The sequence below is a fragment of the Polyangiaceae bacterium genome (assembly GCA_015075635.1).
In the GTDB taxonomy this organism is placed as follows: Bacteria; Myxococcota_A; Polyangia; order Polyangiales; family Polyangiaceae; genus JADJKB01.
Genome location: JABTUA010000001.1, coordinates 1429332 through 1450459 on the forward strand (window position 1 = coordinate 1429332; position 21128 = coordinate 1450459).

The 21128-nt window shown below is 70.3% G+C and carries 13 protein-coding genes; 5 read left to right on the plus strand and 8 right to left on the minus strand.

What is annotated here, in order from left to right:
- Nucleotides 1-169 precede the first annotated feature (169 nt).
- The 4 genes from recC (at nt 170) to HS104_06515 (ending at nt 10512) form a co-directional block, all read left to right on the plus strand.
- Entirely contained in the window at nt 170-3523 is a 3354-nt protein-coding gene (recC, locus tag HS104_06500) for an exodeoxyribonuclease V subunit gamma (protein MBE7479623.1), read from the plus strand.
- Nucleotides 3520-7215 carry an exodeoxyribonuclease V subunit beta gene (recB, locus tag HS104_06505; GenBank protein MBE7479624.1) on the plus strand — a complete coding sequence of 1232 codons (3696 nt, stop codon included), beginning with the start codon at nt 3520-3522 and terminating at the stop codon, nt 7213-7215. Before recC ends, recB begins: the two co-directional genes overlap by 4 nt.
- A complete protein-coding gene (gene recD, locus HS104_06510) occupies nt 7212-9095 on the plus strand; it encodes an exodeoxyribonuclease V subunit alpha (protein MBE7479625.1) in 1884 nt (627 codons plus the stop codon). Before recB ends, recD begins: the two co-directional genes overlap by 4 nt.
- A 430-nt stretch (nt 9096-9525) precedes the next feature.
- On the plus strand, nt 9526-10512 hold the full coding sequence (locus HS104_06515; GenBank protein ID MBE7479626.1) for an aldo/keto reductase: 987 nt from the start codon (nt 9526-9528) through the stop codon (nt 10510-10512).
- A gap of 533 nt (nt 10513-11045) precedes the next feature.
- Here the strand turns inward: HS104_06515 and HS104_06520 are convergent.
- The 6 genes from HS104_06520 to HS104_06545 all read right to left on the minus strand — a co-directional run bounded on the left by HS104_06520 (nt 11046) and on the right by HS104_06545 (nt 17994).
- Complete coding sequence (locus HS104_06520; GenBank protein MBE7479627.1) at nt 11046-12074, minus strand: WYL domain-containing protein; 1029 nt, start codon at nt 12072-12074, stop codon at nt 11046-11048.
- Between the two features lie 82 nt (nt 12075-12156).
- On the minus strand, nt 12157-14142 hold the full coding sequence (locus HS104_06525) for a PD-(D/E)XK nuclease family protein (protein ID MBE7479628.1): 1986 nt from the start codon (nt 14140-14142) through the stop codon (nt 12157-12159).
- The gene (locus tag HS104_06530; protein ID MBE7479629.1) at nt 14139-16160 is read right to left on the minus strand and encodes a hypothetical protein; all 2022 of its coding nucleotides are present in this window, start codon (nt 16158-16160) and stop codon (nt 14139-14141) included. The genes HS104_06525 and HS104_06530 overlap by 4 nt, the downstream gene beginning before the upstream one ends.
- Nucleotides 16157-16981 carry a hypothetical protein gene (locus HS104_06535; protein ID MBE7479630.1) on the minus strand — a complete coding sequence of 275 codons (825 nt, stop codon included), beginning with the start codon at nt 16979-16981 and terminating at the stop codon, nt 16157-16159. Before HS104_06535 ends, HS104_06530 begins: the two co-directional genes overlap by 4 nt.
- A 50-nt stretch (nt 16982-17031) precedes the next feature.
- The gene (locus HS104_06540) at nt 17032-17304 is read right to left on the minus strand and encodes a hypothetical protein (protein MBE7479631.1); all 273 of its coding nucleotides are present in this window, start codon (nt 17302-17304) and stop codon (nt 17032-17034) included.
- Between the two features lie 72 nt (nt 17305-17376).
- Nucleotides 17377-17994 carry a hypothetical protein gene (locus HS104_06545; protein ID MBE7479632.1) on the minus strand — a complete coding sequence of 206 codons (618 nt, stop codon included), beginning with the start codon at nt 17992-17994 and terminating at the stop codon, nt 17377-17379.
- Nucleotides 17995-18040: 46 nt separating this feature from the next.
- Between HS104_06545 and HS104_06550 the strand changes: the two genes are divergently transcribed.
- Nucleotides 18041-18775 carry a hypothetical protein gene (locus HS104_06550; GenBank protein ID MBE7479633.1) on the plus strand — a complete coding sequence of 245 codons (735 nt, stop codon included), beginning with the start codon at nt 18041-18043 and terminating at the stop codon, nt 18773-18775.
- Here the strand turns inward: HS104_06550 and HS104_06555 are convergent.
- Both HS104_06555 and HS104_06560 read right to left on the minus strand, forming a co-directional pair.
- Nucleotides 18751-20613, minus strand: a complete 1863-nt coding sequence (locus tag HS104_06555) for an IgGFc-binding protein (protein MBE7479634.1) — start codon at nt 20611-20613, stop codon at nt 18751-18753. The genes HS104_06550 and HS104_06555 overlap by 25 nt on opposite strands.
- A 54-nt stretch (nt 20614-20667) precedes the next feature.
- Nucleotides 20668-21069 carry a CBS domain-containing protein gene (locus HS104_06560; protein ID MBE7479635.1) on the minus strand — a complete coding sequence of 134 codons (402 nt, stop codon included), beginning with the start codon at nt 21067-21069 and terminating at the stop codon, nt 20668-20670.
- Between the last annotated feature and the right edge of the window lie 59 nt (nt 21070-21128).

The window sequence follows — 21128 nt, forward strand, 5'->3', positions numbered from 1 at the left end:
GCCTCTGCTGAATGACCTCAAGCTACGCCGGCGACGGGCAAGGACAACCCGAGCTGGGACGAATAATGTCATCCCGCGCGGCAGCGCTGCGCCAACCTTCGTCGCACCCCGAGCGCATCATGCCATTGGCGCCCGACCCCGCGCGCCCTAGCCTCGCGTTCCCCTCGACATGTTCCACCTCCACCGCAGCAATCGCCTCGAGCGCCTCGTCGCGTCGCTCGGCGATCTGCTCGCGGAGCCCATCGGTGGGCCACTCTCGCCCGAGGCTGTCGTCGTGCAGGGCAGGGGGATGTCCATCTGGCTCGGCGGCGAGCTGGCGAAGCGCTTCGGAGTGTGGGCCGCGCCCATGCTGTACCCGCGCGAGCTGGTGGAGAAGCTCGTCGGCGAGGTGCTCGGCGACGACGCCTTGGGCGATCCCCCACTCTCGGAAGACTTACTCGCTTGGGGGGTTCAGGCCGTGCTTCCCGAGTTGGTGGCGCAAGCCGAGTTTTCGGCGCTGAAGCGCTACGCCGTCGGCGACGCGCACGGGGTTCGGATGGCGCAGCTCGCGACGCGCATCGCCACCGTCTTCGATCAGTACCTGACCTACCGGCCCGACTGGATCCGCGCCTGGGAGGCCGGCGACGTCAGCGGCGTTCCGGAGGGCGACCGCTGGCAACCCCTGCTCTGGAAGCACGTCTCCGCGCGCCTGAACCGCCCCCACCTGGGCCTGGCCAGCGAGCGGGTCATCGACGCACTGGTGAAGGGCGCGAGCCCCGAGGGACTGCCGCCGCGCGTACTGCTCTTCGGCGTCTCGACCTTGCCCCCGCTCTACGTGCGGGTGCTCGCCGCGCTCTCGCGCCACGTGGACGTTCATCTGTTTCTGTTCTCGCCGGCGCCGGGGTTCTGGCCCTGTAAGCTGCGAGAGTCGGAGCGCGCGGGCAGACGGGCCGAGCTCGACGTGGACAACGCCTTGCTCGCGTCGCTAGGCCTGCTGGGCGCCGACTTCGACCGCGTGCTCGAGACGGAGCTCGGCCGGGTGGGCGTCGCGGCGGTGCCGCACGACCTGCATGAGACGCCCCCCGGAAGCTCGCTGCTCGCCGCGCTCCAGGCCGATCTCCACGCCGTCGCGCCGGCGAGCTCGCCGAAGCTCGCGCTCGGCTCCGAGCCCGCGATCTCGTTCCACTCCTGCCACGGACCGATGCGCGAGGTCGAGGTGCTCCACGACCAGCTGCTCGAGCTGCTGACGCGGAAGGAAGACCGTGTGGCTCCCGAGGACGTCGTGGTGCTCGTCCCGGATCTGCCGACCTACGCGCCGTTGATCGAGGCCGTGTTCTCGCGCGACCTCGGCAATCCGGACTTCATCCCGTACCACGTGGCCGATCGCTCCGACCGACAGGGCTCGCCGGTGCTCGACGCCCTCCTGCGCGTGATGGGCATGGTGCGCGGGCGGGTCACGGCCTCCGACGTGTTCGACCTGCTCGTGCTCGGCCCCGTGCAGCACCGCTTCGGTCTGGACACCGCGGGGCTCGAGACTCTCCGAGGCTGGGTCGGCGCGAGCGGCGTGCGCTGGGGCATCGACCGTGCTCATCGCGGGCAGCTCGGCGTGCCCGAGGACGAGGCGAACACCTGGCGCTTCGGCCTGCGGCGCTTGATGCTCGGCTATGCGATGCCCGGCCGCGCGCAAGCGCTGTTCGAAGGCGTGCTGCCCTTTGACGACGTGGAGGGCAAGGAAGCGCAGCTGCTCGGCACACTGGCGTGGTTCACGCGCACGCTGTTTCGCTGGTTGCACGAGCTCGAACGGCCACGTTCGCCGGCGGAGTGGGCCGGTAGCCTGGTGGAGCTCGGCGCCGCGCTCTTCTCGGAGAGCCGTGACAGCGCGCGGCAGATGGCGCGCGTCAGCCAGGCGCTCGAGCGCGCGGTCAGCGATGCGGCCGCCGCGGGCTTCGAAGGTAGCGTGGACGTCCAGGTGCTGCGTGAGCTGCTCGAAGAAGCGGCAGATTCCGCGGGGGCGGACCGGGGGTTCCTGTCCGGCGGCGTGACCTTCTGCGCGATGGTGCCGATGCGCAGCATCCCGTTCTCCGTCGTGTGCCTGCTCGGCATGAACGACGGGGACTTCCCCCGTTCGCCGCGCCCCGTCGAGCTCGACCTGATTCGCAACGGCAAGCTGCTGCGGCGCCCCGGTGACCGCTCGCCGCGCGACGACGACCGTTACTTGTTCTTGGAGACCGTGTGCGCGGCACGCGAGCGGCTCGTCATCACCTACACCGGCCAGAGCGTGCGCGACAATCGGCCACGCCCGCCTTCCGTGTGCGTCTCCGAGCTGCTCGACTACCTCGCGGCGCGCGTGGACCTTCCGACGAAGGCTGGCGCGGAGGGAGACGACCCGAGCGCCCGCGCCCGCGAGGCGTTCGTGGTGACGCACCCGCTCCAGGGCTTCAGCCCGCGCTACTTCGACGGCTCCGATCCGCGGCTGTTCAGCCACTCGATCGCGTACGCGTCCGCCGCTCGGTCGTCCGTGCAGGGGCGGCAAGCCACGAAGCTGTTCATGGAAGGCAGCCTCGGGCCCGCGGACGTTGTCGAGCTCCGCCTCGACGAGCTGGTGAAGTTCTTCAAGTCGCCGCCCGCCTACTTCCTCAACCGCCGGCTCGGCCTGTATCTCAGGCAGGAAGACGGCGGCATGTCCGACCGGGAGCCGCTGGAGCTCGACCAGCTCGACAACTGGAAGCTCGGCACGGCTCTCCTGGGCTGCCTGCTCGACGGCCGCCCGCTGGACGAGGCCGAGATCCTGCTGCGCGCGCAGGGCGAGCTGCCCCTCGGACATCCGGGGAGGCTCGAGCTGGAGAAGCTGCTCGCCGCCTGCGAGGCGATCGCCGAGCGCGCTCGGGCCGAGCGGCGGGGCCCCAGCCTCGAGCCGCTCGAGGTGCGAGTGGAGCTCGAAGATGGCACGCGGGTGACGGGAGCGATCGGGGATCGCTGGGCCGGCGGGGTCGTGAAGCACACCTATTCGAGGCTTGCGCCCAAGTACGTGCTGGAGGCGTGGATCCGCCACCTGGCGCTGTGCTCGGGCTCCGACAACGGCGCACGGACGGTGTGGATCGGGCGAGGCAAGGGCGCGGACGCGAACGCCGTCGAGTGGGGCCCGCTGTCGGCGCAGCAAGCGGCCCGCGAGCTGGGCGCGCTGGTGCAGCTCTATCGCCGAGGGCTCGAACGGCCGTTGCCGTTCATGCCGGAGACCAGCCGCGATTACTTCGACGCGGTCGCGCAAGGCAAGAACGGCGAGGCGGCGGCGGTCAAGGCTTACGACGAGGGGGACCTCTGCGAGACCGCGTTCGATCCGCACCCGACGCGCGCCTTCAGCGGGATGCTGCCGCCGTTCGATCCCGCGTTCGAGGTCGGCGAGAAGGAGCTCGAGCACACCGAGTTCCACCAGGTGGCGGCGGCGGTGTACGGCCCGCTCGATGGTGCGAAGGCGACGGCCCAGGCAGCGAAGGCGCCGGCGAAGGCGACGAAGCCGTCGAAGGGCGGGAAGAAGAAGCCATGACCGCTCCGGCGACCGTTCCGTTCGACGCGGTGGAGATCTTGCTCGACAAGAAGAACCTCGTGGAGGCGAGCGCCGGAACCGGGAAGACGTACGCCATCACCACGCTGTTCGTGCGGCTCTTGCTGGAGTCGAAGCTCGACCCCTCCGAGATTTTGGTGGTCACCTTCACCGAAGCTGCGACGGCGGAGCTCAGGGACCGCGTGCGCGGGCGCATCGTCGAGGCGGAGGCGGCCTTCCGCGCCGCGCTCGGGGGAGAAATCCCGAAGGACGAAGCGTTCGCGAAGCTGGCGAAGCGCCGGGGCGCCGCGCTCGAGGAAGATCTGAAGCGCCTGCGGCGTGCCGTGGAGAACATCGACGAGGCGCCGATCTCCACCATCCACGGGTTCTGCCAGCGCGTGCTCCACGACAACGCCTTCGGAACCCGCGTGCCCTTCGGCGCGGAGCTGATTCCGGATCTGAGCGAGCTCTACGACGACGTCTTGTACGACCTGTGGCAGCGTCGCGTCGCCCACGGTTCCCCGGGATTTGCGCGACAAGCTGCCGCGCTCGGCGTGGACATGGAGCGGCTGAGGCAGCTGCTCGAAGAGTCGCGGCGAAACCCCCGCGTGGCCGTGGTGCCGGCGGCGCTCGCGCCGGTCGAGCCCGCCGCGCTCCAGCGGGCGCTCGCCGAAGTCCGGCAGCAGCTCGCTCGCTTCGATGGGTTCGCCTACGTCGGCGAGCACTGCAAGGCGTCGGCCTTCGGCAAGGGCGACGCCATCCACGTCTTGCTCGAAGAGCTGCGCGCCTGCGTGGCCTGCGACGATCCGGACGAGCTGTACTTCCCCCCGGGCGCCGAGAAGTTGTTCCCTGCCCGTGTCGCCGGCAGCCTGTACGTGAAGTTCGCCGGCGATCCCGGCGCCGCCCACCCCTTCTTCGCCGCGTTCGAGCGCTTGGTCCGTCTCTCGTGGTTGCGAGTCCTCTCGCTCGAGCACGAGGTGTTGAGCGAGGCTCCGAAGGAATTGCTGCGGCGCAAGACTCAGCGCGGCGTGCTCGGGTTCGAAGACCTCCTGCTCAGGGTAGCCGACGCGCTCGAGGGCGAAGACGGTCCACGACTGGAGGAGGTGCTGCGCCAGCGCTTCAAGGCCGTCTTGATCGACGAGTTCCAGGACACCGATCCCGTGCAGTTCGAGATCTTCGAACGCGTGTTCGGCGGCGGCTCGCACCCGCTGTTCTTGATCGGCGATCCCAAGCAGGCCATCTACGCGTTTCGCGGAGCGGACGTGTTCGCCTACCTCGCGGCCGCCAAGAACGCGCGCCGCTTCAGCATGGGGACGAGCTACCGCTCGGATCCGGGGCACGTCGGCGTGATCAATCAGCTGTTCCAGCCGCCCGGGACCTTCCTGATCCCCGACATCGACTACTCGGACGTGGGCGCCAAGCCAGGCGCCACGAACGCCTTCGACGCGCCGCACGCCTCGGCCCGGGCCTCGGTCGAACTGCTGTTCGCGACGCGCACCGACGACACGAAGCCCGTCAACAAGTCCCTCGCGCGCCGCGCTGCCGCGCGCATCGTGGCGGCGGATATCGTGCGTCTGCTCGGCGGCGAGTCGACGATTGTTCGGTCGGGAGAGCCGGAGCGCATCGGCGCCGGCGACGTCGCGGTGCTCACACGCACCAACGCGCAGTGCTCCATGGTGCAAGACGCGCTCCGGGCGCGCGGCATCGTGTCGGTGGTGATCAGCGACACCAGCGTGTTCGAGTCCGAGGAAGCCGCGGACGTTCAAGCCGTCCTGGGTGCCGTGCTCGATCCGATGAGCCGCTTCGACCTGAGGCGCGCCGTGGCCACCTCGCTCCTGGGCGTGACCGGCGACGAGATCGCGGCGCGCGAGTCCGATCCCGAGTGGTGGCAGATCTGGCTGACCCGTTTTCGCAAGTGGCACGAGCTGTGGGTGGAGCGCGGGTTCGTGCGCATGTTCCGCGCGCTCCTGACGGACACCGGCGCGGCAGCCAACCTGCTCGCGCTGGCCGGAGGTGAGCGTCGCCTCACGAACGTGCTGCACCTCTCGGAGCTCCTTCACCGGGTGGCGACGGAGCAGCACCTGGGCCCCGCGGCGCTCCTGGCCTGGCTCGGAGAGCAGCGCGGGGGCGAGGCCGCGGTGCCTGAGCGCGCCGAGATCCGCCTCGAGAGCGACGAGGCCGCGGTGAAGATCCTGACCGTTCACAAGGCCAAGGGCCTCGAGTTCCCGGTCGTGTATTGCCCGTTCCTGTGGGACTCCGTGGGCCGCAAGAAGATCAACGGACCGTTCCGCTTCCACGATCGAAGCGGCAGCGCGACGCTCGACATCGACGTGGATGCGCAGGCGCGCAGCGACAACTGGGAGTGGTCACGCTGGGAGAGCTTCGCGGAGGAGATGCGCGTGGCGTACGTGGCACTCACGCGCGCCAAGCACCGGACGACGATCGTGTGGGGTGGATTCAACCTCCTGGGTGAGTCGGCCGCGGCGTACCTGTTGCACCCGCCCGGGGCGCTCACCCCGCCCGAACTCCCGAACGCAGCGCGCCTGAGCCAGGCCGCCGACGCGGTCCTTCAGCGCGACCTGGGTCAGCTGGTGAGCCGTACCAAGGGCGCGCTCGCGCTCCGGTCCGTGCCGCTGAACGACGACGAAGACCCGATCACGCAGGAGACCCCAGCGGGCGCTCCGCTCGAGGCGCGGCCCATCCCGAGCCGGATCCAGTCCTGGCAGCAGACGAGCAGCTTCTCCAACCTCATCAAGCGCGAGCTCGGCTGGCAGCTCGACGAGGAGGAGGGTCGGGACCGCGACGAGGAGGTGAGCGCGGCGGCGGCGGCCGAGGTTGCACCCACTCCCATCGTGCCCGGCGAGCGCGCGCGCATCACACTCGACGGCTTCCCGCGTGGCCGGCGCACCGGAGATCTGTTCCACGACGTGTTCGAGCAGCTCGACTTCGCGTCCGCGACGGACGCGGAGATCGCCGCGGTCGCCCAGGCGAAGCTCGACGGCTCCGGCTTCACGCAGAGCTTCTCCGCGGAGGAGCTGGAGATCCGCCGCGCGCAGATGGTGCGAGCCGTCCGGGAGACCCTCGAGACGCCGCTCCTCGGCGATGGGCCGCGGCTCGGGGACATCGGGGCGCGGAAGAAGTTCGCGGAGCTCGAGTTCCGCATGCCGGTGGGCGAGGGGGACGCCGGCCTCACACGCCGGCGCCTGGCCGAGGTGTTTCGCGCGCACCCGAGCGATCGTCCGAGTGGCGCGCTGCCCGCGGCGTACGCCGACCGCGTCGAGCGACTGGGCTTCCGCGAGCTTCGGGGGTTCCTCAAGGGCTACATCGATCTGGTCTTCGAGCATGCCGGGCTCTGGTACGTCGTGGACTACAAGACCAACCACCTGGGCGATCACCTGGACGACTACGGGCTCGGCGCGATGCGACGAGAGCTCGAGGAGTCGCACTACTTCCTGCAATATCACCTGTACACGCTGGCTCTCGATCGCTACCTCGCCCACTGGAAGAAGGGCTACGAGTACGAGCGGCACTTCGGCGGAGTCTTCTATTTGTTCGTGAAGGGGATGCACCCGAGCGCGCCTCTCGGGAACGGGGTCTTCTTCGAGAAGCCTCCGCTCGCCCGCATCCGGGCCCTGGGCGCCGTGCTCGACGGCGCGAAGCTCGGCGTCGAAGCGCGGGCGGGAGGTGGCGCATGACCGCTCCCTCGACCACGGCGACGCTGTGCGGGCTCGGGGTGCTGTCGCACCTGGACCACGAGCTCGCGGAGACGCTCCTCGAGCTCGCAGGCGAAGCGTCCCCCGAGGTCGCCTTGGGTGCGGCCTTCGCGAGCTGGGCCGTGCAGCGCGGCCACGTTTGTGCGGAGCTCGCGGAGCTCGGCACGCGCGTGTTCACGGATGAGGAGGACAAACCGCTCGAAGGAATCGTCCTGCCCGAGCTCGAGTCCTGGCTCGCGGCGCTGCGGAGCAGCAAGCTGGTCGCGCTGGACACCCCGTCGGCTGAAGCGCCGCGCCCGCTCGTCCTGTCCGGGAGCAGGCTCTACCTCGCGCGTTACTTCGAGTACGAAAGAGCGCTCGCGGAGGCGTTGCTCGAGCGGAGCAAGGTGGTTCACGCCGAGCTCGACGGCGCGCTGCTCCAGAAGGGGCTCGACGCGCTCTTCCCGGTCTCGAAGCCGGGCATGGAGGGTCAGCGCCGCGCTTGCCTGCTCGCGGCGCTGCGCGGCCTCTCGGTGATCTCGGGCGGTCCGGGCACCGGCAAGACCTACACGGTCGCGAAGGTGCTGCTCTTGCTTCAGCAGCAGGAGCTCGAGCACGGACGAAAGCCGCACCGCATCCAGCTGCTCGCGCCCACGGGCAAAGCAGCGCAGCGCCTCGGCGAGGCCATCCAGCAGAATCTGGCCGACATCCCCGCGGCGCTGCGGCCTCACATTCCCGCGGAGGCCTCGACGATCCACCGCGCGCTCGGCTACCAGCAGAGGGCGCCCACGCGCTTCCGGCACAACCGCGACAACCCACTACCCGCGGACATCGTGGTGGTGGACGAGGCGTCGATGGTCGATCTGGCGCTGATGGCAAAGCTCGTGGACGCGGTCCACCCCAGGGCGCGGCTCGTGCTGCTGGGCGACAAGGACCAGCTCGCCTCGGTCGAGGCGGGGGCGATCCTCGGTGACATCTACGGTGGCAATCCCGACGACGGCTACTCGCGGGAGATGGCCGGCGTCGTGAAGCGTCTGACCGGAGATGCGCTCCCCGTCTCACCGAGCCTTCCGCTGTCCGGGGCCCAGGACTGCATGGTGCACCTGACGTACGTGCACCGATTCGAGGGTGGGGGCGCCATCGCCAAGCTCGCGACGGCGGTGAGAAACGGGCGAGCCGAGGAGGCCTTCGAGGTGCTGGACGGGTCGGGCGCGGAGGTGGAGCTGTGTCCCGTCGAGCCTGGCGCCGAGCTCGAAGCGGTGTTCGGGGAGCTCGTGCTCGACCGCTTCGCGCGGCTCGGCACGGCGCCCGTGGACGAGAAGCTGAAGATCCTCTCGTCCTTCCGCTTCCTGTGTGCCCACCGCCAAGGGAACTTCGGGGTTCACGCCCTGAACGCTTTCGTGGCGGAGCACCTCACCCGCCACGGCAAGCTTCAGGGTCGCGGCGACTGGTACGACGGGCGCCCCATCCTGATCACGAGCAACGACTACGCGCTCGAGCTGTTCAACGGCGACGTCGGCGTCATCGCGCGGGATCCCGAGGCCCCGGTCTCCGACGGCGAGTCGCCGCCGCTGGTGGCGTTCTTCCCCGGCTCGAAGTCCGCGACGCCCCGCCGCTTCCCGCCCGGCCAGCTGCCTCCCCACGACACGGTGTTCGCGATGAGCGTGCACAAGGCGCAGGGGTCGGAGCTCGACGAGGTGGCCCTGGTGCTGCCCGAGCGCGTGTCGCCGATCCTGACCCGCGAGCTCATCTACACCGGGATCACCCGCGCGAAGCGCAAGGTGCAGCTCTTCGGGACGAAGCCCGTGCTCGAGCACGCGATCCGAGCGCGCGTGCAAAGGGCGTCGGGGTTGGGGGAGAGGGTTTGGGGGCAGAGGGGCTGACTGGGGTCTCCGTGGCCATCCGTCCAGCCTGACGTTCCGTGTCCGACTTCGGCTTGCTCGCGCGCCGCGGCGTGGTGATCTCGGTAGCGTGCCCCGTCGCGCGCGACGTGCTGCTGTTCGCGGCCATCCTCGTCCAGGAGGAGGCGCTGCGGGCGGCCGTTCAGGCCGTGCCGCGGCCTCATGCCCGACTTGCGATGATGGCCTGTGGGATGGCGCGCCCGACCGAGGCGGTGCAAGACGCGCTCCGGCCGAGCGGGACGCTGTGTCGAATGCGGCTGATCGGGCCCGTGGAGTCGTACTTGCGGAGCTCGATGCCTTTCGCGCTGATGTCGGGGCTCGAGGAGATCCTGCCGCGGACTCATGCAAGGCGCCCTCAGCCGGCGTTTTCCCTTTCCGGTACGACAGGCGTGGCGTACGAAAGGAGACCGTCATGGACAAACGAAGCGCCGGACAGAACGGGCCGTCGGTCACCGCGATCGGCCTGGGTTGCATGGGGATGAGCGAGTTCTACGGGGCGAGCGACGACGCGCGCTCGGTCGAGGTGATCCACCACGCGCTCGATCGCGGGGTGACGTTCCTCGACACCGCGGACATGTACGGGGCCGGCAAGAACGAGCGGCTCGTCGGGCAGGCGCTGAAGGCCCGGCGCGACGAGGCCTTCCTGTGCACGAAGTTCGCGGTGCGTCGCGGCGAGGACGGATCCTGGCTCGGCATCAGCGGCCGGCCCGAGTACGTCGCGGCCGCGTGCGACGCGAGCCTCGCGCGGCTCGGCGTCGAGCACATCGACCTCTACTACCAGCACCGCGTGGACCCCGAGGTCCCCATCGAGGAGACCATCGGCGCCATGGCCGAGCTCGTGAAGGCGGGGAAGGTCCGCTGGCTCGGGATGAGCGAGGCCGCGCCGGAGACCCTGCGCCGCGCCGCCAAGATCCACCCGATCGCGGCGCTCCAGACCGAGCTCTCGCTCTGGAGCCGCGAGCCGGAGACCGAGCTCCTCGCGACCTGTCGCGAGCTGGGCACGCTGTTCGTCGCCTACAGCCCCCTCGGCCGCGGCTTCCTCAGCGGCCAGCTGCGCTCGCGCGCGGACCTTGCCGCGGACGACTTCCGCCGCAACCTGCCGCGCTTCAGCGAAGAGCACTTCGCGAAGAACCTCGCGCTGGTGAAGGAGGTCGAGACGCTCGCAGCACGCAAGGGCTGCACTGCGGCTCAGCTCGCGCTGGCGTGGGTCCTCAGCCGCGGCGACCATGTCGTGGCCATCCCGGGCACCCGCAGCAGCGCGCGCCTGGACGAGAACGCCGCGGCGGCGGCGGTGACGCTGAGCGCCGCCGACCTCGCCGCGCTCGACGCCATCCTGCCGCCAGGCGCAGCGGAAGGCACCCGCTACAGCGCGCCGGGAATGGCGTCCGTCAACCGTTGAGCGCTCCCGCGCGCCTGCCGCCGTCACCCCGCCGCCGCGCAGATACACGGCGCCGTTCCAGACAGCCGCCGCATAGCTGACGTTGCCGGACGTCCCGGAGAGGGTCTCGCTGTTCGTGGGGGAGCGCATTCGGGTGGGCTCGGCTGCGCCAGCGCAGCGGCGACCAGCCTGCGATGGGTGTCGCCGCCGGCTTCGACCGCGAGCTTCCCCGGCACGTGCTCGCTTTCCGCGCCGACGCGCGCGAGCGTCCGCGGTCGCAGCCCCTCGGCCAAGCGCTCGCTGATCCCTTCGTGTGTCAGGATTTTGCAGCAGACTGGGCTCTTCGGGCCAGAACGTCGCGCTTCTTGCGGGCCACCAGCTCGAGAACGTCAGCCGGAATGTCGATGCGCATGGAATCACCTCATCGAAGCGCGGCGGGGCCGCGACCGGCGTTGCCACCTTGCCTCGTGAGCGCGACGCTGCGGAGCGTGGCCTTGGCGACGCGGGACGAGCTCGCGGCGGATGCGAGGCTCTCGGCGGCGGGGTGATCCGAGCTACTTCCCCCCGCGCTTGCCGTACATGGCGGCGAGCTGTCGTGCCTTCTCCGCCAGCTCGTTCCGCAGCGCCGCGGGCCTCTTGACCTCGATGAGCGGGCCGTAGCTCTGGAGCCACCCGCGCAGCTCGAGCGTGTTCGGCACCGTCGCGCGCAGGAGCTCGTGCTCGTCGCCCGCGGGAGTGAGCTCTTGGTCGGCGCTGAGCGGGGTCTCGTGCAGGGTGATGGCGACCTCGCGGGCCACCCGGGCCTCGAGCGCGATGGGATCGCCATGCACGAAGCCGACCCCGCCGCGCGCGAGAAAGGCGTCGAGATCGAAGCCCTTGGGCCTCCGCGCCGCGGAGTCCAAGAGCTCGGCCTGCGACATGCGGTGCAAGAGCACGTAGTGCGGGTCTTCGTAGTCGAAGAACGTGCACACCAGCGCCAGCGTGCCGTCGCGCACCACCAACCCGAGCGGGTTCAGCTCGTACTTCTTGGCTTCGGGCGCGTGCCTGGGCCGGTAGTGCGCGCGAAGGCGGCGCTCTTCGAGCAGAGCGCTGTAGACCACGTCCAGCACGCGGGGCGACACCTCGGGCGCCCGCATCGACAGACCCCGTGGCAACACCCGCACCTTGCTGGGCCAGCGCGCGAGCTTCGCGCTCGCCGTGTTCCGGATCACCTCGCGCGCCCGAGCGAAGTAGGGGTCGAGGGTCCTGAGGGTGCTGCGCGGGAGCGCGTGGGTCAGATGGGCCTGGACGAGCTCGAAGGTGACCGCGGAGGCGAGGCCCATGCCCGGGATCTCGAGCAAGGGAACGTCACCGTCCCAGCTCCAGCCGTAGGGCTTGGAGCGCTCGTCGCAGTGGAGGTTGGGAAAGCGCGCGGCGAGGTGCTGGAGATCGCGCTGGATGCTGCGCGGCGTGACGTCGATGCCCTCCGTGTCGAGCTGGCGCTTGAGCGCTCCGGTGTCGGCGCGGCGCGGCCGGCGGGGAATGAGCCGGAGCAGGGTCCACAGCCGGTGGACCGTCTCCGCCTCGGGACCAGGACGCGGCATTCGCGAACGATACCTCGGCTCGCGACCGACAGGTCAGCGCTCCCCGGGTGCGACGAAAGCTGTCGCAGGTACGGGCCGCGGGCTACGGCAACGCGCCCTGCGCCCGCACCACACCGCGTCCCAAGTCCGCCAGCAGATCTCCGTTGCCGAGGAGCTTCTCGGCGCCGCGGGTGCCGAGCACGACCAGGGAGTCCGTGGCTTGATGGACCTTCAGCGCGACCTTGCCGGTCATGTTCACCTTGATGGCGGCGGGCACGGTCTTGCGATCCGGGTGCTGCGTCGCGAGCACCAGGTGGATCCCGGCCGCGCGCGCCTTCGCGCCGAGTCGCTGTACGGAGGCCAGGAACTCGTCCTTGGTGTCCTTGCTTGCAAGGAGATCCTGGAATTCGTCGATGATCAACACGTGCCGGGGCAATGCTTCGCCTGGCGCCGCGGCGGCGTTGTAGTCGTCGATGTTCTCGACCCGCTGCGCGGCAAAACGCTGGTAGCGTTCCTCCATCTCCGCGACCAGATCCGCGAGGATGGCCACGGTCTCGCTGGCGTCGAAGCAGACCCCGCGCGACAGGTGCGCGCCGAGCGCCGATGCGACCGCGCCGAAGGTGACTCGCTTCGGATCGACGAGCGTGAGCTGGAGCGCCGAGGGTGGCTGAAACTCGACCAAGCCGGCGGCGATCGAGCGGAGAAGGATCGACTTTCCGCTGCCCGTCGTGCCGCCGATCAGAAGGTGGCACGAAGTCGGCTCCGACAGATCCGCCCGCAGGGGCTCACCGTCCACGTTTTCGCCCAGGACGAAGCGCCCGGGCCGGGCGGCGAGCCAGTCTCGACAGATATCGAGCATGGGAGACAGCCGCACCGCACGTGGCAGCTTGCGCTGCGCGTCGATCACGCGGCGGGAGCCCTCCTGCCCGTAGCTCGCGGCTGTGCCGTGGTCGGCCTCCAGGTGATGCAGCACGTCGGCGCTGGCGCGGTCGAGCTCCTTGATGCTGCCGCGGCTCGCCGTGACCTCGATGCGAATCAGGCGGGACCCAATGCGGGGTGGCTGGCGCACGGTGGCCGCAACGCCCTGATCTGCGTAGAGGCCCACCACCCGGGCCACGAGCTCCGTGGCCTCCGCGACCGCGTCGGGATCTCGGACTGCGCGCTGACTCGGAGGCGCCTCCCGTCGCCCCGGCTCTGGCAGGCTGACGTCTCCGGTGGGGCTCGGTCGAGGCCGATACGCGCTCGAGGGCGGGTCATCGCGGGGCGGAACGGCGTCGCGGTAGAGCGCGATGCACTCCGCACGGAGCGGGCACGACGGACACAGGTCGGTGCGCTTCGTGGGGGGCGCGCTCTCGGGCTTCTCCACCCAGATCGCCATGCGACCCAAGAGCGGCACGAGCTCGCGTTCGACCCAGGCGTCGGCGGCCTGCGGCTCGAGCCGCGTGGTGACGAGCCCAGGGCCGAACCGCAGGATGATGGGCACGGCTTCTCGATCACGCTGCAACATGCGGCGATAGAGCGCGACCTGGGCCCGGTCGAGCTCCTCGGTGGACTCGTCGGTCAGCTTGTACTCCACGACCTCGTACGAGTGCTCGTCCGGCGCGTGGATCGCGTCGATTCTCCCGGACAGCTCGACCGCGCCCCCGGGCGTCGAGAGCTCGCAGCGAACGGACACCTCCGCGCCGTGCAGAAATCGCTCGAGCACCGCGGCGACGTTGCCCGACCTGCGGGCGATGCGTTGAGCCAGGTAGCCTGCGTAGGCGCGCAAGGCCTCCGCCAGGTCGTCCACCTCGCCGGGCATCGAGTGGTAGGTCGGATTGCGCTCGAGCTCGTGGACCAGGTGGTGAAGCAGGAGGCCGGCGAGGGCGTCGGTGAGCTCGTCTGCGGGCGCAGATGTGGCCAGCGAGTGAAACCGCTTCGGCAGGCGGGCGGTGCCCGCCGCGAACCGATCCGCGATGCGATGGAACGCCGAGCCGAGCGCGGACGCACCGACGGGGAACACGACCCTCTTCGAATAGCGCCGGCCCAGGGCGAAGACGCGCGGGCAACGCAGCGCGTTCCGGACTTCGGTGACCGTGAGCTGGGTCATGGCTCGCGCTCCACGAACACGCAGAGACGCCGGCCGTACCACGCCACCGCCGACCCAGCCTGAGCCAGCTCGTGGCTGACGCTCGTAGCCGTTGCCCCGGGATCGACATGGCGCACCTCCCGCAGCAGCCGATCGACGCTGGCTACGCGCAGGCGACGCAGCACGACGAGCGTGGGGGTGCGCAGGCTGTCGGCGCCCGGTGGTGGCTTCGGTGTCGGTGGGCGAGGCGCGGGTGCTGGAGGAACCGGCTCGTGCTCGACGCTCGCATCCTCGCGGTCCAGGCCGAACAGCGCAGAACGCACGCCCGGCCAGCTCTGCCAGTCCAGGTCCTGCTTGACCCAGCGCTCGACGACGGCGAAGTCGAGCGGCCGACCGTCTGAGCCTGCGAGGTCCTGCGAACGTCCTGCGGCGAGGAAGTCGTGGAGCGCGACGAGGCGGGTCGCGTCCTCTGCGGCGAGCCAGACCCACCCGACGCCACGCGCGCCCAGCTCGCGCGCGTATTCGTCCACCTTGGTCCACGTCGGCGAGAACGCCAGGGTGTGCTCGCGAACGACGACGCTGCGGGCGGGATCTTCGGCGGCAGCCGCGTGCTGGAGCGCCGCGGCGACCGAGCGGGGGTGGGCGTGCTGCACGATGCGCAGCTGACGCCCGGGCCGCTGCAAGGTCACGATGCGCGTGACCCTGTCCGTGGTGGTCGAGGGCTCGAGGTCCGCCAGGTCGGCGGCGACCATCAGGGCGCTCGCCAGGCGCTCGGCGTCGAGCCCACGCCCGTCGGACGCGACGTCTTGAAGCTCGGCCCGCCCGCGCGCCAGGTGGAGCGCCCAGAGCTCCGACAAGCGGTCCTCGATGCTGGTGCTGGGCGGTGCCTCGGCTCCGCCCGCGGGCTCGTTGGCGCGTGCCGCGGCCGGCGCAAGCGAGGGCTGAAGTGCCTCGCGACACGCGATCATCAGCATGCGCGGGGTCATGACCGTCGCACGACGCCAGGCCTGGAGCTGCTCAGGCGTGAACGGCCACGGGAATGGCTCGCCCCGCTCGGCCTCTGGAAGCCGCCCGAGCCAGGCGCGCACCAGCTCTTCACGCTGATCCGGCGTGGGCAACGAGAGCTCGAACAGCTTCGACTCGACGCGGGAGCGGTGAGACGCGGCCAGCTTCGGGCGGATGTTGCGATCCCACTCCGCGTCGAGCGCTAGCTGGACGATCACCAGCCCGCGGACGCTGTCGTGGAGTTCGCTGATCAGGTTGCCATGCGCTGCGATGCGCGACGACTGGTGCTCCGTGGTCACCAGGTTCTCGAGCTGATCAAAGACGAGCACGATGGGCGAGCCGTGGGCCGCGACGACGGCGAGCGTGCGCAGGGCCGGGAGCACGTCGGCCTCGGTGAGACTCGCGCCGCCGCCGAGCCTGCTCAGCTGCACGTCGTTCATCTCCCTGCCGGCGAGCCAGGCGTTCGCGGCTCGGCGATCCGGCGCGGGCAAGAACGGCGCGCGCAGCAGGCGCTCCAGATAGTCCGTCCAGACCTCGGGGTACAACGCCTCGAGGTGGGCCGTCGCGCGTTCGATCAGATCCTCCCGCAGGCGCTCGTCGCGTTGCCGCAGCTGTTCGATGAGCACGTGAGGCCCGACCCGCTCGCCGGACACCGCCGCGAGCATCGAAGCCGCGATCACGTCGAGCTGGCGGTCGGTGGTGCCGGAGGCGGGGTGCTGGAGCGAGTCGACGATCTGCGTCAGGACGTGACGTGGGGTGGCCTCGATGCCAATCTCGGGGCGAACGAGCACGAAGGCCGCGCGCGGACCCAGCCGGCGACGCACGCGCACGAAGAGGTGGGTCTTGCCCGAGCCCGCCGGGCCGAGCCCCAAGAGCGTGCTCGAGCCGAGCTCTCGGGGCCCCAGCGGAGCCGCTCGACGCACTTCCTCGATCCGAGACAGCACGGCGTCGCTCAGCTGGGCGTTCAGGGACTCGACGTCGACGACGTCGCTGCTCCAGGGGTCGGCGTGCTCGAAGTCGAAAGGGCCTCTCATGCCCTGCCTCCCGCGAGCACCCGGGCGTACGAGATCAGCGTCCCTTGCGCGTCGGACGGGCACAGCGCGCGATCGGCCGCAGAGAGGTTGCCGACGCCGCTCTCCGGGCGAAGCTCCACCTTCCCCGTGTGCGCGAGCGCCAGCAACGCTCGGTGGGCGCCGGCGGGGGACTCGGCGGCGCCGAGCGCGCGGACCAAGTCCGGAACGAACACCGAGCGCCCCCGGGCTCGCTCGAGGGCCGCCAGGGTCTCGAGGACCTCTCCGGCGGGCGCGGCAGGCGACGAAGACAGAGAGATGAGCGGCTCCAGCACGGCTCGCGCCTCGGCGCGGCGGAGAGTCTTCGCCGGAAGGCCCTTCCGGGGTCGGGCGCGCGCGACCAGCTTCGGCAGGAGCTTGGCCAAATCCCGCAGCGCATCGAGCTCGGCTGGGGCCAGCACGTGCGAGCCAGGTCGCGTCACCTCGTCGGTGCTGGCGCCGGCCAGCAACGAGAGCTCCCCCGCTCTGACCAGCTCGTACAGCGTGCGCTTGACCTCGGCCGCGGTCGCCCCGCGCACGCGTTTGGCGAGCGCCGCCAGCGGGACTGGCGTCGTCGCGTCGATGCTCGACGCGATCTGCCCGGCCAGCGGAGTCCGCACGCCCTTCGGCGTTCGCTCGAGCCCTCGTAGGGCGAGCTTCTCGAAGAGGAGCGCCTCGTCGTGCCGCGACAGCTTGCCCCGCACGAGCTGCTTGGTTGGAACGAAGCGCTCCGCACGCACCATGGACTCCACCTCGGACACCAGTCTGTCGGTGAGCGGGACGGCGGGCTCGCTCTTCTTGGCCAAGGTGCGTCGAGCGAACGCCGCGCGCGGTAGCGCGTCAAGCAGATACCGGGTCAGCGTTCGACGTGCTTCGCCACGCGCAGCACGAGAGCGCGGAAGGACTCGCCGCCGCCCTCGTGCCAGGCCCAAGCGTAGGGCTTGCTCGCGTCGTTGCAGTGCAGAGGCAGGCGTGACGACAGCCGCTCGAGGTCCCGCTGGATGGTGCGTCGAGTCACGCAGATCCCGTGGTCCTTCAACCGGCGTGCCAGCGTCGCAGTGTCCACGTGCTTCGGCGCGGTGGGGATCTCGCGCAGGAGCAGCAGGTAGCGGACGAAGGAGTCGGACATCGACGAGGCTCGAACGTACACCCCCGTAGCGACGGGACTTGTCGCAGCTCGCCGTCTCTTAGGACAAACCCATCATCGACAGCTACACGCCGAGCGTGAGCGGGACGTTCCAGCTCGACGTGACCTTGCTCTGAGCACCAGGAGACCCGCGAGCCAGGCGAGGGGTGTGCTGCTCGACGCGGGCCGCCCGAGCTCGCACGCGCCGCAGCTCCCGCTCTTTTCTCGGGGGGCGGTGTTGGGGACGGACGACTGCTGCGCGCTCGTCCCGGGCGCCGCCGGGTTCGTGTCCGGCGTCGGAGCCCCGCTCGGCGTGGGCGTGCTCGTGGCGGGCGGTTCTGCGGACGACGAGGCGAGCGCGCTCGGCTGGGGCACGGGGTCAGCGCCGCCGGCGTCGCGGGGCTCGGCCAGCGACGACACGGCCGCGGCCGAGCTCGGCTTGCACCAGACCTCGGTCCAAGTGCTGGCGCCGCGCGTGCGGCAGCGCTCGGCGTAGCCCCGCGGGGCGTATTGCTTCTGGCAGGCGTCGGCCTCGGCGAAGTAGGTGCTGCACGCCACGCAGTCTTCGCCCGCGCCGCGCTGCTTCTCGACGCTGCACTTCTCGACGTACCCTGGGGGTGGGGCCACGTCCGCGGAGGCGGAGCGGGCCATGAGCAACAAGGAGAGCGCGAGGGCGCGCGTGGAGAGCCGCACGGCTCCCAAGGCTAGCTCAACCGCTCCGTGTTAGCCTCCTCGCGTCGTGCGTCCCGCGGTCGCAGCGCTCCTCTGCCTCGCCTCTCTCGGCGTCGGGCCGGCGTTTGCGGCGGAGCCTGGACCGCCGCCACCCGTCGAGGAGGATCCCGACGTCGTGCTCTCCAGCGACGCCTGGTTTCTGCGCCTGGACGTGGGGGGCGCGTACCTGCGCACCAGCACGCGCTACCACCCGACCGCGGACGAAGACGCGAAGAACAAGCTCGAGCCGAGCGGCCCTGCGATCACCTTGCAGCTCGCCGCGGCGGCCCGGCTCGGCCGGGACGTGACCCTCGGGGGGCTCGGGCGCTTGGTGCACGCGCCGGCCAACTACTTCGACGGCGAGTGGCACGACACGCCGCAAGGCCTGTATTACGGCGCGCTGTTCATCGATCACCGCTTGCCCGCGAAAGTGCTCCGCCTGGGTGGCGCGGTCGGGCCCGGCGTGCTCTACAGCTTCGACCGCGACGAGGAGGGCATGACCCAGTGGGGCCCGGTGGGGAGCGTCTGGCTCGGGCTCGACTTGCCCACGAGCTCACGCGTCGCGGTGGGGCTCGCGGCGGATCTCACCGGCGCCGCCATGCGAGAGCGCCACACCTACGACGGCGCGAGACACCAGTTCGACACCTTCATGCTGGTGCTCGGGCTCGCCTTCACCATCCGCATCTCGGAGCCCTCGCTCCTGCCGCGGAGCCTGCCCAGCCTGGCGCAGGCTCCGGATCACTTGATGGGCGGCGGATCGTAAATCTTCTTCACGTTGGCGCCGCCGGCGAAGGCGTAGGAGCCCGCCGCGCCGTAGCCGTACGCGACGATGCCGAAGGGCTTGTCGCCGGTCAGGTAGTGCACGCCTTCGGTCAGCTTGCAGCGCCGAGACTCGTAGGGCACGCCGTCGAGGATGCCCGAGGCCTCCTTGGTGCAGTTGTCCGTCGCCGAGCCGTCGATGATGGTCTTGGCGGTGACCTCGGTGGTGATAACGACCCAATTCTGGCTCCACGAGCCCGGGGTCAGGAACACGTACTCCGTGCGGTACTGCTCGACCGGGGGGAACACCGTCAGGGACGGATCGCCGATGTACGGGCCGTCCACCAGCTGATTGCTGACCAAGATCTGCCCGACGATCACCGGCTTGTCCGCGCTGACCGTGAAGTCGCTCTGGGCCCAGGTGGTGACCACCTCGCCGGGCTGGATGGTGAACTGATTGTAGGGCGCGGGCAGCGTCGTCTTCACGTTGGCGGTCTCGGCCACGCCCACGAAGCGGATCACGTCGGGCTCTTTCCAGGAGCCGGTGGAGCGCACGGGGCTCCGCGCGATCACGTATTTCATGCCCACCGACTCGACCGGGAAGATCTGCTCCTCCAGGTGATCGAGGCAGCAGGTGTCGCCGCTCGACCAGCCCGGCGGGGTCGGCACCTGCACGGGGCCCGGAGCGCCCGTGGACTCTACGCCGCTGAAGACTGCGACGGGTTGGTTCGACTCGACGACGGTGCCGGAGAGATCGGCCATCGTCTTCTGGTCGTCCGCCATCGTGGCGTCGTCGGTCTCGAGGTTCAGAACGTCGAAGGGCCCGAGGTTCGCCACGATCTCGCCGCCCGGCTGGGTGGCGGCGATGGGCGGGTTGCCCTTGATGCGCCAGCTCGGGCGCACCTTCACCGTGGTGCCCGGCTTGGTGCCCACGATGGTGACGTAGGAGCGGTCGATGATCAGGCCGAGGCCCGGGAAGTTGATCGGCACCGGGTGACCGGCGCCCCAGCCGATGACGCGGTGCCACTTGCCGAGGGCGCTCGTGGGCAGGAGCAGCGAGGCGTCGTTCGAGTAAGCGTTCTCGAACACGTTGAACTGGTAGACGATGATCGGGTAGCTCGAGGTGATGCGGTACGCCTGGGAAGACAGGCAGGTTCCCGGTGAGGCGTAATCGTTGGGCTTCACGCCGCAGTCGAGCTCGCGCGTCGGCAGCACGACCTTCTCCAGCGCGCCCGGCGCGATCGAGACCTGCTTGACCACCTTGAGCGCCAGCGGCTGCCCGACCGGCGCCTCGTTCAGCTCGATGGTCACGTTGGCCTGACTCTGGCCTGCGTTCGAGAGCACCACGCCCCAGGGCATGCTGGCCGGATCGTTGCCGCCGCCGTCCTGCTGATCGAGGTCCACCGCCCAGAACTCGCAGCCCACGTTCGACGGCGTCTCCGTCGAGAGCTCGCAGGCGGTGCCGCACTTGCCGCCGCCGCAGACCTCGCCGGCGGAGACGTTGCAGGTCTGGACCAGCTCGTCCTGGTTCATGCCGTCCTCGGAGCACTTGTGGACCTCGTTGCCCACGCACACCGTCGAGCCCGGCGCGCACAGCGTGCAGCCGAGGCCGCTCGTGCAAGTGTCCTCGCACTCGATCGGCGTGCCGGGTTGGCCGTCCACGCAGGGCGTGTAGCTCTTCTGGATGCAGAACCCGCACACGCTGGCGTCGCCGCCGCCGGTGTTGCCGGTGCCGCCGCCGCCGTTGCCGCCGCTGCTGCTGCCGCTCTCGGACGCCGAGCACGCTGCGCCGAGAACCGTGCCAATTGGAAGAAGCCAAAGGAGCGCGAAGAGCCGTCGCATGCGCGGAAGGATACCCGAGAACCGGCCGGTTGCCCGGTCTTTCCAGCCAGGGGCTCAGGGGGACTGTTCGAGGAGCTTCAGCGCCAGCTTCACGAAGTCCGCCTCCGTGACGATGCCCAGCAGCTTGCCGTCGTCGGAGACCACCGGCAGGCAGCCCAGCTTGTTGTTCCACATCAAGAGGCCGGCGTCGGCGATGGGGGTGTCCTCCCGGACGGTGACCAGCTCTCGGGCCATGACGTCCCGCGCGAACAGCCGTTCCTTGATGTTGTGTGTCTTCTTGTCCCCGCCCGGCTCAGCCACGCTTGCCGCGATGCGCAGCAGGTCGCGCTGGGTGATGAGCCCGACCAGCTTGCCGTCGTCGACCACCGGCAGGTGGCGGAAGCGGAAGTGCCGCATCCCTTCCTCGACGCCCAGGAGGTTGTCTTCCTCGTACAGAGTCACGACCTCGCGGGTCATGATGTCGCGGACGAGCGTGGGCTTCGGCATGCGCTTCAAGTACCGCGAAACGCCGTACG

Coding starts and splice junctions, on each gene's coding strand:
- recC (MBE7479623.1), top strand. CDS start 170: ATGTTCCACCTCCACCGCAGCAATCGCCTCGAGCGCCTCGTCGCGTCG.
- recB (MBE7479624.1), top strand. CDS start 3,520: ATGACCGCTCCGGCGACCGTTCCGTTCGACGCGGTGGAGATCTTGCTC.
- recD (MBE7479625.1), top strand. CDS start 7,212: ATGACCGCTCCCTCGACCACGGCGACGCTGTGCGGGCTCGGGGTGCTG.
- HS104_06515 (MBE7479626.1), top strand. CDS start 9,526: ATGGACAAACGAAGCGCCGGACAGAACGGGCCGTCGGTCACCGCGATC.
- HS104_06520 (MBE7479627.1), bottom strand. CDS start 12,074: ATGCCGCGTCCTGGTCCCGAGGCGGAGACGGTCCACCGGCTGTGGACC.
- HS104_06525 (MBE7479628.1), bottom strand. CDS start 14,142: ATGACCCAGCTCACGGTCACCGAAGTCCGGAACGCGCTGCGTTGCCCG.
- HS104_06530 (MBE7479629.1), bottom strand. CDS start 16,160: ATGAGAGGCCCTTTCGACTTCGAGCACGCCGACCCCTGGAGCAGCGAC.
- HS104_06540 (MBE7479631.1), bottom strand. CDS start 17,304: ATGTCCGACTCCTTCGTCCGCTACCTGCTGCTCCTGCGCGAGATCCCC.
- HS104_06555 (MBE7479634.1), bottom strand. CDS start 20,613: ATGCGACGGCTCTTCGCGCTCCTTTGGCTTCTTCCAATTGGCACGGTT.
- HS104_06560 (MBE7479635.1), bottom strand. CDS start 21,069: ATGACCCGCGAGGTCGTGACTCTGTACGAGGAAGACAACCTCCTGGGC.